The organism is Thiosocius teredinicola (genome assembly GCF_002009425.1).
Taxonomy (GTDB): Bacteria; Pseudomonadota; Gammaproteobacteria; order Chromatiales; family Chromatiaceae; genus Thiosocius; species Thiosocius teredinicola.
The window spans coordinates 4302165-4320287 of record NZ_CP019936.1 but is presented as its reverse complement, the minus strand read 5'-3'; the positions used below and the strand labels follow the sequence as shown (position 1 = coordinate 4320287).

16 protein-coding genes are annotated in these 18123 nt (G+C 59.0%); 9 read left to right on the top strand and 7 right to left on the bottom strand.

The annotated features are described in order from the left end of the window. Positions 1-82: 82 nt before the first annotated feature. The gene (uvrA, locus tag B1781_RS20335; protein ID WP_078121402.1) at positions 83-2911 is read right to left on the bottom strand and encodes an excinuclease ABC subunit UvrA; all 2829 of its coding nucleotides are present in this window, start codon (positions 2909-2911) and stop codon (positions 83-85) included. A gap of 77 nt (positions 2912-2988) precedes the next feature. Beyond that, the gene (locus B1781_RS20330) at positions 2989-4224 is read right to left on the bottom strand and encodes a response regulator (protein ID WP_078121401.1); all 1236 of its coding nucleotides are present in this window, start codon (positions 4222-4224) and stop codon (positions 2989-2991) included. A 138-nt stretch (positions 4225-4362) separates the two neighbouring features. Between B1781_RS20330 and B1781_RS20325 the strand changes: the two genes are divergently transcribed. The 6 genes from B1781_RS20325 (at position 4363) to B1781_RS20300 (ending at position 12464) form a co-directional block, all read left to right on the top strand. Beyond that, positions 4363-5718 carry an MFS transporter gene (locus tag B1781_RS20325; RefSeq protein WP_078121400.1) on the top strand — a complete coding sequence of 452 codons (1356 nt, stop codon included), beginning with the start codon at positions 4363-4365 and terminating at the stop codon, positions 5716-5718. Positions 5719-5780: 62 nt separating this feature from the next. Continuing rightward, on the top strand, positions 5781-6230 hold the full coding sequence (gene ssb, locus B1781_RS20320; RefSeq protein ID WP_078122165.1) for a single-stranded DNA-binding protein: 450 nt from the start codon (positions 5781-5783) through the stop codon (positions 6228-6230). Between the two features lie 360 nt (positions 6231-6590). Then, a complete protein-coding gene (locus tag B1781_RS20315) occupies positions 6591-7346 on the top strand; it encodes a hypothetical protein (RefSeq protein WP_078121399.1) in 756 nt (251 codons plus the stop codon). 284 nt (positions 7347-7630) lie between these two features. After that, on the top strand, positions 7631-8734 hold the full coding sequence (locus B1781_RS20310; protein WP_078121398.1) for a CNNM domain-containing protein: 1104 nt from the start codon (positions 7631-7633) through the stop codon (positions 8732-8734). 764 nt (positions 8735-9498) lie between these two features. After that, on the top strand, positions 9499-11874 hold the full coding sequence (locus B1781_RS20305; RefSeq protein ID WP_078121397.1) for a response regulator: 2376 nt from the start codon (positions 9499-9501) through the stop codon (positions 11872-11874). Then, a complete protein-coding gene (locus B1781_RS20300; protein ID WP_334223805.1) occupies positions 11874-12464 on the top strand; it encodes a response regulator transcription factor in 591 nt (196 codons plus the stop codon). The genes B1781_RS20305 and B1781_RS20300 overlap by 1 nt, the downstream gene beginning before the upstream one ends. 61 nt (positions 12465-12525) lie before the next feature. On the opposite strand, the gene B1781_RS20295 is transcribed toward B1781_RS20300, so the two are convergent. From B1781_RS20295 to rsmA, 3 genes are read right to left on the bottom strand one after another with little or no spacing between them, the layout of a single operon-like run. Beyond that, entirely contained in the window at positions 12526-12927 is a 402-nt protein-coding gene (locus tag B1781_RS20295; RefSeq protein ID WP_125932201.1) for a hypothetical protein, read from the bottom strand. Between the two features lie 20 nt (positions 12928-12947). After that, entirely contained in the window at positions 12948-13277 is a 330-nt protein-coding gene (locus tag B1781_RS20290) for a hypothetical protein (protein ID WP_078121395.1), read from the bottom strand. A 16-nt stretch (positions 13278-13293) separates the two neighbouring features. Then, complete coding sequence (gene rsmA / locus B1781_RS20285) at positions 13294-14088, bottom strand: 16S rRNA (adenine(1518)-N(6)/adenine(1519)-N(6))-dimethyltransferase RsmA (RefSeq protein ID WP_078121394.1); 795 nt, start codon at positions 14086-14088, stop codon at positions 13294-13296. A 239-nt stretch (positions 14089-14327) separates the two neighbouring features. On the opposite strand from rsmA, the gene B1781_RS20280 reads away from it, so the two are divergent. From B1781_RS20280 to B1781_RS20270, 3 genes are all read left to right on the top strand, one after another. Next, complete coding sequence (locus tag B1781_RS20280; protein WP_334223804.1) at positions 14328-15248, top strand: NmrA family NAD(P)-binding protein; 921 nt, start codon at positions 14328-14330, stop codon at positions 15246-15248. Then, positions 15245-15676, top strand: a complete 432-nt coding sequence (locus B1781_RS20275; protein WP_078121393.1) for an anthrone oxygenase family protein — start codon at positions 15245-15247, stop codon at positions 15674-15676. Before B1781_RS20280 ends, B1781_RS20275 begins: the two co-directional genes overlap by 4 nt. A gap of 135 nt (positions 15677-15811) precedes the next feature. After that, a complete protein-coding gene (locus B1781_RS20270) occupies positions 15812-16792 on the top strand; it encodes an AraC family transcriptional regulator (protein WP_078122162.1) in 981 nt (326 codons plus the stop codon). An 86-nt stretch (positions 16793-16878) separates the two neighbouring features. Here B1781_RS20270 and B1781_RS20265 read toward each other — a convergent pair whose 3' ends face one another. Continuing rightward, positions 16879-17355, bottom strand: a complete 477-nt coding sequence (locus B1781_RS20265; RefSeq protein WP_456300670.1) for an FKBP-type peptidyl-prolyl cis-trans isomerase — start codon at positions 17353-17355, stop codon at positions 16879-16881. A gap of 279 nt (positions 17356-17634) precedes the next feature. Beyond that, positions 17635-18087 carry a DUF302 domain-containing protein gene (locus tag B1781_RS20260; RefSeq protein WP_164513488.1) on the bottom strand — a complete coding sequence of 151 codons (453 nt, stop codon included), beginning with the start codon at positions 18085-18087 and terminating at the stop codon, positions 17635-17637. Positions 18088-18123 lie beyond the last annotated feature (36 nt).

Genomic DNA, 18123 nt, shown 5'->3' with positions numbered 1-18123 from the left:
CGGGTCGGTTCATCGCCCGCCCGAGTTTAAAGGGGTCGTCCAATACGTCCTGCCAGCGCCGACGGCGCTCAAGGGTTTGCGACTAGTCCGTTCGCAATATCGGCGCGAGGAATCGGCCGGTATGTGAATGCGACATCTGAGCAACCTCTTCGGGCGTGCCTGTGGCGATGATCTCTCCACCGCCGTCGCCGCCTTCAGGGCCCAGGTCCACGATCCAGTCCGCCGTCTTGATGACATCGAGGTTGTGTTCGATCACGACCACGGTGTTGCCGTGATCGCGCAAGCGGTGCAGCACGCCCAGCAGTTGCTTGACGTCGTGAAAATGCAGCCCTGTCGTCGGCTCGTCGAGGATGTAGAGCGTGCGACCAGTGTCGCGCTTGGAAAGTTCGCGCGACAGCTTCACCCGCTGCGCCTCGCCGCCGGAAAGTGTGGTCGCGTTCTGGCCGAGCGTGATATAGCTCAGGCCCACGTCCATCAGAGTTTGCAGCTTACGCTTGAGCACCGGTACGGCGTCGAAAAAGGCCAAGGCGTCTTCGACCGTCATGTCGAGCACCTCGTTGATCCGTTTTCCCTTGTACTGGATCTCGAGCGTCTCGCGATTGTAGCGTTTTCCCTTACAAACGTCACATTGCACATAGATGTCGGGCAGAAAGTGCATCTCGACCTTGATGACGCCGTCGCCTTTGCAGGCCTCGCAGCGGCCGCCCTTGACGTTGAAGCTGAACCGCCCGGGGTTGTAGCCACGCGACCGGGCCTCGGGCACACCGGCGAACAGTTCGCGGATCGGCGTGAACAGGCCGGTATAGGTGGCCGGGTTCGAGCGCGGGGTGCGGCCGATCGGCGACTGGTCGATATCGACAACCTTGTCGAAGTGCTTCATACCGCTGGTCCGCTTGTGCGGCGCAACAGTATGGCTGGCGCCGTTGAGTTGGTTCGCGGCCAGCGGGTACAGGGTGTCGTTGATCAGGGTCGATTTGCCTGATCCGGACACGCCGGTCACGCAGGTGAACAGGCCGGCCGGTATCTCAAGCTTCACCTTTTTGAGGTTGTTGCCGCTCGCACCGTCGATCTTCAGCATCCGTTTGCGGTCGATCGCATGCCTTTCGGCGGGTATCTCGATGGTCTGGCGGCCAGCCAGATAGTCGCCGGTGATCGAGCCTTTGACCTTGCAGATGTCTTTGACCTTGCCTTGGGCAACCACCTTGCCGCCGTGCACGCCGGCGCCCGGGCCGATGTCGACCACGTGGTCGGCGCTGCGAATCGCGTCCTCGTCGTGTTCGACCACGATCACCGTGTTGCCCAGATCGCGCAGATAGGTCAGCGTTTTGAGCAGGCGTTCGTTGTCGCGCTGGTGCAGACCGATCGACGGCTCGTCGAGCACGTACATCACGCCGACCAGGCCGGCGCCGATCTGGCTTGCCAGCCGGATGCGCTGCGCCTCGCCGCCCGACAGGGTGTCGGCGCTGCGGTCGAGGGTCAGATAGTTCAGTCCGACATTGACCAGAAACTGCAGGCGTTCCTTGATCTCTTTGACGATCTTGGCGGCGATCTTTCCCTGTTTGCCCGGCAGCTTGAGTTCGTTGAAAAAGGTCAGGCTGTGTTCGACCGCCATGTGGGTGACCGACGGCAGATTGTGCTCGGCGACGAACACGTTGCGCGCCGCTTCGTTCAGGCGGGTGCCGGCGCAGTCGGGGCAGGGCTGTGATGAGATATAGCGCGCCAGTTCTTCGCGCACCGCGTTCGACTCGGTCTCGCGGTAGCGCCGCTGCATGTTGTTGATGATGCCCTCGAACGGGTGGGTCTTCTTCACGACCCGGCCGCGGTCGTTGAAATAGCTGAACTCGACGGCGTCGAAGCCGCTGCCCTTGAGGATGATCTCGCGGGTTTCCTTGGGCAGATCCTCCCATGGCATTTCCGGGTCGAACCCATAGTGCTGACCGAGCGAGCGGATCATCTGGTAGTAGTACGCGTTGCGCCGGTCCCAGCCGCGCACCGCGCCACCGGCGAGTGAAAGGTCAGGATTGGCCACCACCTTGCCCGGATCGAAAAACTGCTCGACACCGAGTCCGTCGCAGGTGCCGCAGGCGCCGACCGGGTTGTTGAACGAGAACAGGCGCGGTTCGAGTTCCTCGATGCTGTAGCCGCATACCGGGCAGGCGAAATTGGCCGAAAAGGTCAGATCTTTCTTTTTCGGCTCATCCATCCAGGCGACGCGGGCAATGCCTTCAGCCAGGTGCAGCGCAGTCTCGAACGATTCGGCCAGGCGCAACGCCAGATCGGGGCGCACCTTGAAACGGTCGACCACGACCTCGATGGTGTGCTTCTTGTGCAGTTCCAGGTCCGGCGGATCATCCAGCTCGTAGGTCTCGCCATCGATACGTGCACGGATAAAGCCCTGTGCATGCAGCTCGGCAAGCAACTTCTGGTACTCGCCCTTGCGCTCGGAGATCACCGGCGCCAGCAGCATCAGCTTGCTGCCTTCGGGCAGCGCCAGCACCTGGTCGACCATCTGGCTGACGGTCTGCGCCTCGAGATGCTCGCCGTGCGTCGGACAGCGCGGCGTACCGGCGCGTGCAAACAGCAGGCGCAGGTAGTCGTAGATCTCGGTGATGGTGCCGACGGTCGAGCGCGGGTTGTGGCTGGTGGTCTTCTGCTCGATCGAGATCGCCGGCGACAAGCCCTCAATATGGTCGACGTCAGGCTTTTCCATCATCGACAGGAACTGCCGGGCGTAGGCCGACAGCGATTCAACGTAGCGGCGCTGGCCTTCGGCGTAAATGGTATCGAAGGCGAGCGACGACTTGCCCGACCCGGACAGGCCGGTGATCACGATCAGCTTGTCGCGCGGCAGCGAGAGGTCGATGTTTTTGAGGTTGTGGGTACGGGCGCCCCGGATGTGAATTGTGTCCATCTCGGCAAATCGTCGGGTCGAAACCCGTCAATGTTACGGGAGGTCGCCGGCAGGACAAAGGGGAATCGAGTGTGTATTTAGAACAACTCGATATCGCCCATATCGGCCGCGGTCTCGGTTTGCGCCCGGTTGTGGTTGGCGATGAAGATGTCGACCATCTCCTGCTGCTGGTGGTAGACGTTCTTGAGACTCGGCAGCAACACCAGCAGGGTGTCGCGCAACGCCTGGCTGGCGTCGATCTTTTCGATGGCGTCTTCGATCGCGGTATCGATGCGATCGAGCACGTAGGCTTCCTGGTCTTCTTCCAGGCCCATGCGCAGGAAGTCCTGATTCAATTCCTGCAGCATGCCGCGCAGCAGGCCGTTGCTGTATTCCTGGTTGCGGATCAGGCCTTTGGTCAGATGGTAGAAGCTGCTGCGAATGCGGCCGAACGCGGCCAGCAACTCCTGGCTCTGCTTCATCATGGCCTTTTCGGCGGCCAGGTTGCCGACGCGTGTGTCGACCGACGACAACAACAGCGGCAACAGGTCTTTGATGCGGCCGTAGCGCGACATGTCGTCGAGCGGCATCTCGCGCACCAACAAACTCAGGTTCTGGTAATTGACGATGGTACGCGCGCCGAAATCGACGAATCGCTGGCCGCGATCGCTCATCTGCACCAGTTCCTGCTCCAACGGACGGATGCCTTCGCCGTCGGCAAACCAGTGTTCCTCGTCGTCAACGTTCACATACAGGCAGCAGTTCAGCTGAAGATTGCGCGTCACCTCGAACAGGGCACTGGCCAAGGCACCGATGTCGTTGAGCGAATGCGAGCGTTCGAGAAACTGCATCGCCATCGCCAGCTCGCTGGTGCCGGCGAGCGCCACCATCGCGGTTTCTCGCGCCGACTCGTAGTCGTGCAGCAATTGCGAGCGCTGCTCGCGAAAGCGTTGCAGCACGCCCACGCGGGCGACCAGGTTTTCCGGCTCAAACGGTTTGACCAGGTAGTCGTCCGCGCCTACCTCATAGCCCTGCATGCGCTCGCGCAGCGAACTGTGCGACGACAGGAAGATCACCGGGATGTCGCGCGTTATCTCGTGCTGGCGCAGCTGGGTGCAGACGTCGTAGCCGTTCATGCCCGGCATCTCGACGTCGAGCAGGATGATCTGCGGCGGGTTCTGCAGCGCCGCCTCAAGACCCTCTTCACCATTGAACGCCGAACGCAATTCGTAGCCGGCCGGCTCGAGGGCCCGCTTGATGAACTTGTGACTCATCTTGTCGTCGTCGATCGCAAGAATGTCGGTCGGTGTCTGCATGTGGGGCGGGGCGGCCATCTGGTGGTTGAATAAGCATTAGCGGCCGTTGCGGGCCGTTCTTGCGTTCTGTCCAGACCCTCGGGAAACACAATCCGCGCTACAATGCGCGCCTCATACCGAAGTAGCACGAAGCCATTGTCACGCTCCGCACACCCCATGACCGCCGGCGAACGACGCGCCACGCTCGGCCTGGCCGGCGTGTACGGGTTTCGCATGCTCGGGTTGTTCCTGATCCTGCCGGTTTTCGCGCTGTTCGCCGAGGGCCTGGAAGGCGCGACCCCGTTCTTGACCGGTTTGGCGGTAGGAATCTATGGACTGACGCAGGCGGCGCTGCAGATTCCGTTCGGCCTGCTGTCTGACCGAATCGGCCGCAAGCCGGTGATTTTCGGCGGTTTATTGTTGTTTGCCGTGGGCAGTACGATTGCTGCCCAGGCGCACGACGTGTGGTGGGTGATCTTCGGGCGCGCGGTGCAGGGTAGCGGGGCGATCGCCGCAGCCGTGATGGCCCTGGCGGCCGATCTGACGCGCGAAGAGAACCGCACCAAGGCGATGGCGACGATCGGCATGACGATCGGTGCGTCGTTCATGATCGCGATGATGGCCGGTCCCGTATTGGCGCGCATGATCGGGGTCAGCGGGATATTCTGGGTTACTGCCGTGCTGGCCTTGCTCGGTATTGCCGTCGTCGCATTGGTGGTGCCGACGCCGGCGCGCAGCTCGGTACACCGGGATGCCGAGACCGTGCCAGCGATGTTCAACCGGGTGCTGCGCAACGCCGACCTGCTCAGGCTAGATTTCGGTATCTTCGCGCTGCACCTGATCCTTACCGCGCTGTTCCTGGCGGTGCCGATTGTGTTGCGCGACCTGGGGCTGGCACCGGTACACCACGCCGCCCTGTACCTGCCCGTGATGCTCGGCTCGATCGCCGCAATGGTCCCGTTCGTGATCATCGCCGAACGCCGCGGCCTGATGAAGCAGGTGTTTCTCGGCGCGGTCGCCTGTCTGACCCTGGCGCTATTGTTGCTGGGTGCGACCTCCGGCCATTTCTGGGCCTTCGTCGCCGCGTTGGTGCTGTTCTTCAGCGCCTTCAACCTGCTTGAGGCCACGCTGCCGTCGATTGTGTCGAAAGTGGCGCCGGTCGACGCGAAAGGAACGGCTATGGGCGTGTATTCCACGTCGCAGTTCGGCGGTGCGTTTGTCGGCGGTGCCGTGGGTGGCTGGGTGCACCAGCAGTTCGGGCTGACCGGTGTGTTCTTCGCCGCGGCTACGGTTGGGGTTCTATGGCTGTTGGTGGCCATCGGCATGCGCAAGCCAGGCCGCTACGCCAGCCGACTGGTGCATCTCGGCAAGGTCGAGCGTGGCGCTGCCGGCGAGTTGGGTGACCGGCTGCGGGCGGTTCCCGGGGTGGTCGAGGCGGTGATCGTTGCCGATGAAGGCGTGGCTTACCTGAAAGTTGATCGGGACCACCTGGACGACGGCGCCCTGGATGAAATTGTGGCGCGTCCGGCGTAGACTGCCGGGCTTATGAATTGATTCGCCGCAGCATGGACGTCTGCGGTTTTGAGGAGGAAAAAATGGCAAGCAGAGGCGTAAACAAGGTCATCCTGATCGGCAACCTCGGGCAGGATCCCGAAGTGCGGTACATGCCCAACGGCGGCGCGGTGTGCAATATCACCGTTGCAACATCGGAGACCTGGAAAGACAAGAACACCGGCGAGAACCAGGAAAAGACCGAGTGGCACCGTGTGGTGATGTTCCGCAAGCTCGCCGAGATTGCCGGTGAATACCTGAAGAAGGGCTCGAAGGTGTATCTCGAAGGCCGTCTGCAGACGCGCAAGTGGCAGGACCAGCAGGGGCAGGACCGCTACACCACCGAGATCATCGCCGACCAGATGCAGATGCTCGACAGCCGCGGTGGCAGTGCCGATTTCGCGCCGTCGCAGGGCTCGCGTTCGTCGGCACCCGCGTCTCAGCCGCAGGCAGCTCCGATGGACAATGGTTTCGAGGACGATATTCCGTTCTGATCGCCGCCGGCAGCACTCGACACGAAACGGGGCTGATGCCCCGTTTTCTTTTTCCGTCGTTCACAGCTCGGTCGCTGACCATCTTCCTTCCCGTCTTCCGGCGTAATCGTCTGGTTCCTGCACCGCGGCCTGGCTTTGGCGAAGAACAACCCAAGGCGTACGCTTTTGTTCGCTACTGCGCCAACACTCGCGCTGCACATGCGTCGAATATTGAGATTTTTATCGCACGTCGCCTACCGGCTTATGGCAACATGCGCGCCGCCGTGATTCATGCCGGTCTGAGCGGCACATTCGCCGGGCTTTCCTACCTGCAGTGCGCACCGACGGGATTCGGTCTCTTGGTCATAAGGAACAGACACAATGAAAAAAACAATCAAGCACATCTCCATTCTTACATTGGCGATCTTCACGGCGTTTCTGTCGGGCTGCGTCAGCCAGGGAAAACGCTACGACACCGCGCCACCAAGCTATTGGTACGCCGCCAACCCGACGATGTACCCCTATGAATACGCCAGCACCCTGGGTGCCGATCCGATCTGGGTCGAGGGCGAATTCGACGAAGCAGCGGTAGCCGCCCAACTCGAGCCCGGCGGTGCGATCCTCCAGGGCGTTACTTACTTCCCTGAACTGCGCCGCAAGGATCTCGTCAGTTCCCTGGCGGGCGCCAAAGACAAGGAACTGATCGCGTCCCGTGTGAACGTCTGCCTGTATCCCGAATCGCGCCTGCTGCTGAATTGGGCGATGAAAAGGGACGACGTGTTCCAGCGGTCGCGCGACAAGATGCTGGGCCGCTACTACGGCGTGTTCATGAAAGACGCGCGCGGTTACAAGTACAAGACCTGCGTCACGTCCAATCGCTACGGCGAGTACAAGTTCGAGAACATCAAGCCCGGTCACTATCTGGTGGTTGCTGTTGGCAACGTTTCGTTCACCGAGACGGGATCGGTACGTACCGGTTACGTAACTAACAGTTACTACGGTGCGGATGTTTACCAGAATGTTTCGCAGACCGTTAACCGCGAGCACACGGGCGCGTGGGCGATACACATTGAGCAGCCCGATGCGGTGATCGACGCCAACGTGAAGATCGAAACGGTGATTCCGTACATGTACTGAGTCGATGCGGCGATCGCGTCGTCTGCTGCCCGGTGCGGCGAAGTACAGGGTTGCAGCGCATTCTCGGGTTGATTCGTTCGGCGCCTGGGAAATGGCGCAGTGACTTGCCGGTGGGCGTGCCCATGGTTAAACGTTCGGGCTCGCCAACGCACCGTGACGCATGCCGGCATGCAAATGAGCGGTTGCGAGTCACCCGTTATTCGCACCGATTGCCTGTGCTGCGTTGATTCGATCGCGACAACGCTCCAAGATGGTACACACTCGAGCCAACCGATGGAGCAGCCATGTTCACGCTGCTGATACTGTTTTTCCTTGTTGCCATTGTCACTTCGTTTCTGTGTTCGCTGTGGGAGGCGGTGCTGCTCAGCATCACGCCGTCGTACGCACAGATCAAAATGCAGGAAGGCGGTCGGCTTGGGCGCCGCCTGCAGCGCTTCAAAGAGAACATCGATCGGCCGCTCGCCGCGATCCTGACCCTGAACACGATCGCGCATACGGTTGGCGCCATTGGGGTCGGCGACCAAGCCAGCAAGATCTGGTTCGACGCCAATCCGCTGATTACCGGCTTGTTGATTCCAGTGGTCATGACGTTGGCGATCCTGGTGCTGTCGGAACTCATCCCGAAGACGCTGGGGGCGAACTACTGGCGCGAGTTGGCACCGTTTACCGCGCAGTCGCTGGTCATCATCATCCGCCTGCTCAGTCCGCTCGTCTGGTTCAGCCAGTTCGTGACCAAAGCGATCAAGAAGGATGAGGTGGAGAGTGCATTCACGCGCAGCGACTTCGTCGCCATGGCCGATATCGGCGCCAAACACGGCGTGTTCGACCCGCACGAGTCGGAGATTTTGGTAAACCTTTTGCGGTTTCGAACGGTGCGGGCGAAAGATGTCATGACGCCGCGCACCGTGGTGGTCGCGGCCTCGGCCTGTCAGACGATCGGTGAGTTCTTCGAAGCCAATCGCGATCTGCGGTTCTCGCGTATCCCGTTGTTCGAAAAAGATTCACGTGACCACGTGGTCGGCTATTTCTTAAAAGATACTTTGCTGGCCGCCATGGTGGACGGACTGCAGGAAGCGCAGTTGGACACCCTCAAGCGCGACATCATAGCGATCGCGGAAGACTTCGCAATTGTCGACCTGTTCAACCGTTTTTTGTCGTCTCGCGAACACATCGCCTTGGTCGTCGATGGTTACGGTGGCATGGCCGGCATCGTGACACTCGAAGACGTGATCGAGACGTTGATCGGGGTCGAGATCGTTGACGAGTCCGACCGGATATCGGATATGCAGGTTTTGGCGCGGCGCACCTGGGAGCGACGCGCCAAGCGGCTTGGACTACTGGTGGAATCGGAAGCGGCCACCGCCGAAGAAAACCGGGGACCGGAATAGAAAGTCGGCGCGCCTGCCGGGCCCCAGCCATTTCTAATGTTCTTGAGCTCGGCACAGGCTTTTTGCAGACCAAACGGAATCCGACAAGCACGCCTTCTTTACGTCGTGCTGCAGAAAGGATGCCAGGTTCATGAATTCTCTATCATTCAATAACTTAGCTTGATCCTAATAAGAATTAAAATCTCCGCTGTAAACTAGCCTGACAGCGCTAAACGGTTGATTTCTTAACAGTTGTTTTCCATCCGATCACGCGTTTCAGAACGCAATTCCAGTTAGCGGTGCGCCGCCAAAACACGTCACAATGTGCCGCATTTCGGTAGCCTGTTTGGCGAAGTAAATGCCGGCTGCACGAACACCATCGATGCGTATTCGTTTGCCGTTCGACGACTGGGGCGCTCTCGGTGCGGGTGGGCCAAGGCGTAAAGGCGGCCCATTTTCCGGACCACCAGCCGGCAGGGATTTCCGACAGGTGGCAACGGCTGGTCGAAGCGCTGGGTCTTGGCCGAGGCGCGGCGGTGCAACGGGTGTCGCTTCTGCCGATCAACGGCATCGGAAGCCACCAGGCCGACCCGACGTAAATGCCTAACTTGCTTTAGAAAATCCGGTCTTTGCCGTTACCACTGGATGGTTGTGTGGGGACGGTCCGCGCGCCGTGCGCCCGATCTCCGTACCCGATCACAACCAGCGTGGGGCGGTACGTGAAGTATTGACCTGCCACCCTGCGACTGACGACGTTTGACCGTGATACCGGAGGTAGGGAACCGATGCAGGCCGCCCAGCAGAACGAGGTGACGAATCGTCCACCACCTCATTCCATGCTCGACTCGCGCATCCTCGTGCTCGATGACGATCGCGCCAGCGTGAAGCTGTTGACCAAGCTCTTGCATCGCGCCGGCTATCGCAATGTCCACGGTTTCTCAGATCCGCACGCAGCCGTGGCTGATTACGGCGAGCACGGAGCCGATCTGGTGCTGTTGGACATGAGCATGCCCGAGATGGACGGTATGCAGGTGCTCGCGGCGCTCAAAGCCGCCACGACGCAGGAAGACTACCTGGCGCTGCTGGTCGTTACCGGGTTGACCGACCGCGAAGTCCGCTTGCGTGCCTTACAGGCCGGTGCGCGCGATTTCGTGGTCAAGCCGTACGACCGCGACGAGCTGTTGCACCGTATCCACAACCTGCTCGAAACCCATCTGCTGCATCAGCACCTGACGCATCGTTTGATGATCGATCGCGAAACCGAGGCGCGCCTGCGTGATAGCGAGGAGCGCTTCAAACTGGCGACCAAGGCCGCGGACGAAGGCGTGTGGGACTGGAACATTCGAACCGGCAAGGTATTCATGTCGTCCCGCTGGAAGGCGTTGCTCGGCTATCGCGAAGACGAACTGCCCGACACGCTCGACGCCTGGACCTCGCGCGTACACCCGGAAGACCTTTCACAGGCCATGGCCGACCTCGAGGCCTATATGGACGGCAAGTTGTCGAGCTATGACAAGACCGTGCGCGTACGCCACCGCGACGGGCACTATCGCTGGATCAAGAACCGTTGGATGGCGGTGCGCGACGAAAGCGGCATGGCCGCGCGCATCGTCGGTACCGCAGATGACATTACCGAAGATGTGGAGCTGCGCGACGAGCTGGAACAGGCGCGTGAGCGTGCCGAGACGGCCAACCGGGCAAAGAGTGAATTCCTGGCCAACATGAGCCACGAGATCCGCACGCCGCTGACCGCGATCATCGGTTTTGCCGAACTCGGCCTGCTGGACGAGCGCGGCGAGGTCGATCAGGGGGAGGCCTTGCAGGCGGTTGTCGATAACGGGCGTCACCTGCGGGCGTTGATCGACGACATCCTGGATCTGTCAAAGATCGAGGCGGATCGCCTCGAGATCGAAACCGTGCCGGTCGCTTTGATGGACCTGGTCTCGGCCTGTCATTCGGGCATCCGCGGGCAGGCCGATGCCAAGGGCCTCGAGTTCGCGATGCACTTCATGCCGCCGTTGCCGAGCGTAGTGCAGACCGACCCCACGCGGCTGAAGCAGATTCTCTACAACCTGTGTAACAACGCGATCAAGTTCACCGACGAGGGCAGTGTGCGCATGATCGTGAGCTGTGACCCCCCGCAACACAAACTCATGTTCACGGTGCGCGATGAGGGCATCGGTATGAGCCCGGAACAGATCGAACGCGTATTCGAGCCGTTTGTGCAGGCAGACTCATCGACCACGCGCCGCTTCGGAGGCACGGGCTTGGGCCTGAGTATCTCGCGTCGACTCGCGCGGCGACTGGGCGGAGATATCGAGGTGTCGAGCGAACTCGGTGTGGGTAGCGTTTTCTCGGTAACCATCGATACCGGCCCGCTGCGCAGCGAAGATATGGTCGACAACGTCGAAGCATTGCCGACTGCGCCCTGCGAGAGCGCCGATCATGCCGCGTTGCCGCTGGTCGACGGCACGATTCTGTTGGCCGAAGACAACCCCTATAACCAGAAGCTGATCGGGCTGAACGTCCGCAAGATGGGGGCGCAAGTCACCGTTGTGGAGAACGGTGAAGAGGCGGTAGAGGCCGCCCTCGGCGGTAGCTTTGACCTGATCCTGATGGACCTGCAGATGCCGGTTATGGGCGGCATTGAGGCGGTCGAGCTACTGCGGCAGACGATGTACGAAGGGCCAATCGTCGCCCTGACGGCGCATTCGATGATCGGCGACCGCGACAAGGTGCTGAAGGCGGGTTGTACCGATTTTCTGACCAAGCCGGTCGATTGGCATGCGCTGCATAAGGTCATCGCGCGCTACCTGCGCGAGGCCGAGAACGGCACCGCCGTGGAGCATGCCGCTGATGATGACGATCAGGAACTGCGAGCGCTGATCGACCGCTTCGTTAACGAGCTGCCAGAGCAAATACAGCGCTTCAAAAGCGCTGCATTGAGTGTCGACTGGGACCAGGTGCGCTCGCTTGGGCATCAGATGAAGGGTGTCGCCGGTGGCCTCGGCTTTCCGGCATTGAGTGCGCTCGGTGCAGATATCGAACGCACTGCCGCCGAAGATGCCGACGCCGAAGCGATAGCGGCGTTGCTGAACGAACTTGAAAGTCAAGGTGCGCAGATCATGTCTGAACGCGCCGCTGCGAAAGGAGAGTCGTGATGCGACGCCTCACCACCGATCTATGTCATTTCGACAAACCGCTGGAGATGGATGTCTATAACCGCAGCGGGCACCTGCTGGCCAAGGCGGGGCTGACGCTCACCGACGAGGTGAAGTACCGCGAGTTGCTGGACTTCGGCTACATCGAAGGTGATGAGCCTGTCGCCCAGGTCGTTCCGCAGGCTGCTGATCCGAGCAAGATGTTGCCGGGCATTGGTGTGCTGGTGGCCGACGATACCCCGCTGATGCTCGACATGCTGGAAAAGAATCTGCGTGACGTTGGTGTACAGCGCATCCTGCGCGCCGAAGACGGCGAGTTCGCGCTGGCGCGTATCGGCCGCTACCTGCCCGACGTGGTGTTTCTCGATATCGACATGCCACGCAAAGACGGGCTCACCGCGCTGAAAGAACTGCGCGAAGAGTTTCCGCAACTGTTCGTGTGCATGCTGAGTGCGCACAGCTCGGTGCAGAACGTGCGGGCTGCGATGTCAGCCGGCGCGTCTGCTTTTCTGGTCAAGCCGCCGCACCGTGACAAGCTCGAAAGCGTGCTGGTGCAGTACGTCGAAAAGTACCTGATTGAAGCCGCCTGACAGGTAGGCGATCAACGGATATCGTTGACCAGCTGCCGGCAATCCGGGCGCATCGCCGGGTTCAGCCCTGTTCGATCCCGAACTCGACAGCCTTGCCCGCCTCATCGAAGCGCACGAATACCCAGCTGTAGTCCGCGCTGAACGGAAATGCACCCACTGAATAGCGGAATCTCCGATCTGTGCGACTATCGGGTTCACCCAATAGCGCAAGGACTTCGTCCTCACTCATGCCGACACGCAGGTAGTTGTCCTGCAGATCGCTGATCATGTGCTGTCGTCGTGGCTGCAGTTCGTTGCTGTTACGTTCCGATTTCCACACGGCTGAGTCGAAAGGCCGACCATGCGGCACGTCGCTTTGACCACAGCCGCCCAGCAGCGCAAAGCTGAGAATGGCGACCAAGGCGAGGATTGTCGACTTGCGTGGCTTTGCGTTTCGGGGTTGTCTTACATCCATGTACTTCATATTACTTGCTTGGGTGATGGTCACATGCCCGCGCAGGCGGGTGGGTAAACCTGAACATTGTTGATTGCGGCATCCGGCGTCGGTGCATCAAACACGACACGATGAACGCAGCCGTATACTAAACCGCTTCTCTCCCTCGTGCATTCGTAGCTCCCGGCGCGTTGCGGATTGATGGTAGTGCCTTCGCGGCACGCGAAGCCTGACGCTTCAAGCTCGCTGAACGCATCTTTGAGCAACATGCCGTCGCTGACGGCCTCTTCCACCTCTTTGGAGAGCGCTTCGTGACTGGATGGATCAGAGGTGCATCCGGACAGGAGAAAGGCAATAAGCAACACGACGACAAACTGCATGATCCCGGCGCCTGTTCTATGGGTGAGCTGTCGAATCGATGGCTGCGCGATGCAGCGCGATGAACTCGTCCAATGACAAGGTCTCGGCACGTCTGCCGGGATCGATGCCCAAATTTTCGAGCACGCCGATATCCATGACCTCGCGCAGATTGTTGCGCAACGTTTTGCGGCGTTGCGCAAACGCGGCGGTAACCAGTGCCCCGAAAGATCCCATCTCATCCTTGTCGACCAATGGCTGCGCTTTGGGCAGTACACGCACCACGCTCGAATCGACTTTCGGTGGCGGATAGAACGCCTCAGGACCGATATCGAATAGCGGTGTGACATCGCAGCTCACCTGCAGCATCACGGAAAGGCGGCCAAAGGTCTTCGAACCCGGCCCGGCTGCCATCCGGTCGACCACTTCTTTTTGCAGCATGAAGTGCATATCCCGAATGACGTCGGCCTGCTCAATCAGGTGAAACAATAGCGGTGTCGAAATGTTGTACGGCAGGTTGCCGACCAGGCGCAGGCACTTGGGTTCATGGCACAAGGAGCGAAAATCGAACTTCAAGACGTCGGCATTATGAATACGCAACGTGCCCAGCGGCCCGCAGGTTTTTGCCAGTGGCTCCAGCAGATCACGGTCCAGCTCGACGGCGTCCATCTCACCGACCCGCTTGAGAATACTCCGCGTCAACGCGCCTTGGCCTGGACCGATCTCGACAATGCGCTCGCCCGGCTGCGGGTTCACGTAGCCGACTATGCGCTCGATCACGCTGTCGTCTTGCAGAAAGTTTTGGCCAAAGCGTTTTCGGGGGCGGTGACTCAAGGGGTTGGCCTTCTAAATGTTCGTCGAGTTAATGAGCTTTCGTTGGAATGAGGCTCATTATCCATGGGAGACAGGGTGTTAGGAACATGCGCGGAGTGGAAATGGGGCTCACCGACATTCGCGGCGGTTGCTTTTGACAGTTGTAGATATCCTTCGGATCGATTGTTGGTTTCGATCCGTCGGCGAAGCGGCGATTTGATGTCCTGTTGAAGGGCGGGCTGCGCTTTGTACGATCTGCAATGGATCTCGAACGTACGGCAAATCTGCCGGTCACCGGCGTACCTACACTGACCTCGTCACATCAACGAATAGACGAGGACGACAGGATGAATCCGCAAACTCAGCATTTGGTCATCGGCGCTACTGGCAAGACCGGTTCCCGCGTATTGAAAGGTCTCCGGGAGCTCGGCTTCGCGCCCAAAGGAGCGAGTCGCAATGGCGACGTAGCGTTCGATTGGGACGATCCGACGACCTGGATAACGGCACTCAACGGCATCGACGCCGTTTACCTCACCTACTATCCGGATTTGGCGGTTGCAAAAGCTCCTGAAGACATCTCGAAGTTTTGTGCATTGGCGAAAATGAAAGGGGTCAAGCACATCACGGTACTCTCCGGTCGTGCCGAGCCAGCCGCACAGGTTTGTGAAAACATTATCAAGCAGTCAGGTATCGGCTGGACCGTCATAAGGGCATCCTGGTTCAATCAGAACTTCAGCGAGGGTCTTTTCCGTCAGTTCGTGATGGATGGCAAGATCGCACTGCCCGTCACCGACATTACCGAGCCGTTTGTCGACATCGACGATATTGCGGAAATCGCCATCGCTTCACTGACCGAGGAAAAGCACATTGGGCAGCTGTACGAAGTCACTGGCCCCGATCTGATCAGCTTTGGCGATATCGCAGACAAATTCACCAGGCACCTGAATAGAGAGATCCGCTTTGAATCGATCTCAATGGACGAGTTCGAACGCCGACTGAATCAATCCGGGGTGCCACAGGGCGTTATCGAAGCACTCGTTTACCTGTTCGGCGAAGTACTCGATGGCCGTAGTGAATCCACCACAGACGGCGTAGAAAGGGCTTTGGGCCGGCCTGCAACCGGCTTCGACGAGTACATTCGGCGCAACCGTCAGTTTTTCGCAACGGCGGCTCGAGCATGAGTTCGCTAATCTTTCAATCGATCGAGTCTCTCATTCAGCTCTCGATGGTCATCATGGTGGGACTGTATTTTGTCTTCTCCAATGCCATCATGCCGTCACTCAAGCAGATGGAATCCGGCGCTGACGTAATGGCCGAGATCAACAAGGTCATTCTCAACCCGGTGTTCATGGCGGTATTTATGCTGTCGGGTATCGGCTCACTCTACCTGGTGCTTGTTGTCGACGGTTTGCTGGCAATCAGTGGCGCGGTTTTCCTGATAGGAACCACTCTGGTAACTATGATAAAGAACGTACCGTTGAACAATGAGCTGAGAGATGCAGGCGAGGAGCGTTGCCAAGTCTGGCAGCGCTATCTTCGTACATGGGTGTTCTGGAACCATGTCCGCACCGTCTCTGCAGTGATTTCAGGACTGCTACTGATAGTTTGACGGCGCATCAGTCGCGCTGTGTTAACAGGCGCGCATTGGACCAGGGACTTTTGTGCACGTGGAGAACCGGCCAAGCGCTCCCGGCTTTGACAAAAAGTGAATTCCGTCAGGCAACCAACCGAGAAGAGGCTGGACATGTCGTTTGATTACAAGAGACGAGTGGCTACGCAAATCGCGGATCACCCAATTGGGAAGTTGCTTGACAGCTTGCGAATGGAAAGTGCGTTTTACACGAGTTCGACGTTGATGCGCCCATGGGGAATGGTCATGCCGCCGATGTCCAACTGCATGATGTATCACATTGTGCTGGAAGGCGCTGCAGAGTTTCGCATTGCAGATTCTGTGTTTCCCTTGGAGGAAGGGGGCTTCGTGCTGTTCCCGAAGGGCGAGGGGCATGTGGTGTCTGACGGTCAATGCAAGACGATCGTTCCGCTCGCCGAGTTGCCTATCGAGAGTGTTACCGAGCGCTATGAAACGCTGACCTTTGGTGGCAGCGGCGAGGTAACCCGGATGGTGTGTGGTGCCATGTTGTTTCAGCACCCGCTTGCCATCAAGCTGCTCGGCATACTGCCTCCTTACATTAGGATCCATCCCGATTCAAAAGACTCCGTCAATGTCGTGACTAATGTGGCACGCTTGCTCAAATCCGAGTCAGAAACGATTTCCGTTGGGGCAGAAGCAGTTATTTCTCGCCTTGCCGATGTCCTTGTTGTCGCTGCTATGCGTCAGTACTTGTCTGAACTCGATGAGTCAAAAACCGGATGGCTTACCGCCCTCCAGGACGATCGCATCGGGAAATCTCTCAAACTAATCCACGACCAGCCAAGCAAGCACTGGTCGCTGGAAGAGCTGGCGATTGCCGTTGGCATGTCAAGGACCAGCTTCGCCACACAGTTTAAGAAGCTGGTCGGCAATTCGCCCATGGAGTATTTGACTGAGTGGCGTATGTCGCTGGCTTATTCCCGTCTGCAACTGACTGGCGATACTGTGCTGTCTATTGCGCTGGATATCGGTTATCAGTCAGAGTCGGCCTTTTCGCGTGCATTCAAAAAGTCTATTGGAAAAAGCCCGGTGGAAGTCAGGAAAGACTATGAGGCCTCAGTAGAGACCACTTAGAAGTCACGACAGTCGGCAGTTTGATTCTTGCTCAATAGCAAACGGGGTCAGATCCCATTTTTTGCTGGGCTAGTATGGCGCACGGCTTACTCGTTGATGCCAAGTAGTTCCACATCGAAGATCAAGGTGCTGCCCGGGCCGATTACACCGCCAGCACCGCGGTCTCCGTAGGCGAGGTCACTGGGGATGAAGAGGCGATTCTTCTGCCCGACAACCATCAGCTGCAGGCCTTCCGTCCAGCCCTTGATGACCTGGTTTAAACCAAAAGAGATCGGCTCTCCCCGGTCCACTGAGCTATCGAAAACCGTGCCATCGATGAGCGTGCCGTGGTAGTGCACCTTGACGCGATCATTCGGCCCAGGCGATTCGTTGCCATCGCCTGCTTGCAGTACCTTGTATTGCAGGCCGGACGCAGTGGTGGTGACGCCCTCGGCTTTGGCATTCTCTGCCAAAAAGGCCTGGCCCTGCTGGAGGTTTGCCGTGGCCGATGGTTTGTTGCGGGTGATCATCTGGTAGATCAGCATCAATGCGATGACGAGTAGAATGGCGACGATGTACTTCAACGGGCAGCTCCGAGAATTGGCATAGCCGCAGAAGTTTAACCCAGCTGGTGTTTATCGAAAGCCGCATTTCCGGTGACGGGTAGAGACGGCTTATCTTGCCCGGATGCTCGCCAGTTATGCCTGACGCTGCGGCTGCTGTTGTCTCGCTCGATCTTGGCGAACTGCTCGATCAGTCGAATTTTTGCAGTGGCTGTAGGAGCGCTCAAAGCGACTACCTCAGACGAGACTTTCGGTGTAATGCTTCGGTAACCACTGATTTGATGTGCTGGTTGGGATCATTCACTTCGCAGCATAATCAGAAATGCGGCGCAACATGGCGTTGATCTTAGCCGTGATCTCCATCAACTTGGGATCGTTTTCCGGCACCAGGCGAGCTTCTATTACGACATCGCCTTGTTTCTCGCGCAGCGTGATACGACAGGGCATGTGAAGCAAGAAATCCGGGTTGAGGTCGAAAACTTCTTTGGCCGTCTGCAGATTGCAAAAATGGATGATGGTTGACCTGGGAAAGGCGATGTTTTCGCTATCCGCAATGGCTTTTCCGATCTGATTGCGACCGGTGATTCGGTAGTTGTTTTCGCTGATCGCAAATTCCAGGTCGGCTACCACGTCATCAAAAAGTTTGGTCGTAGTGACGGTGTAACGGGCTGCCGCGGCGTCGAGGCTGTTGGATGAAAGCGAAGAATCCGCTGCCAGCGCTGCACCGTTCAGCAGTACTGCCAGCAGTATCAACAGCAGTCGCTCGTGTCGAGTTCTCCCCCGAATCAT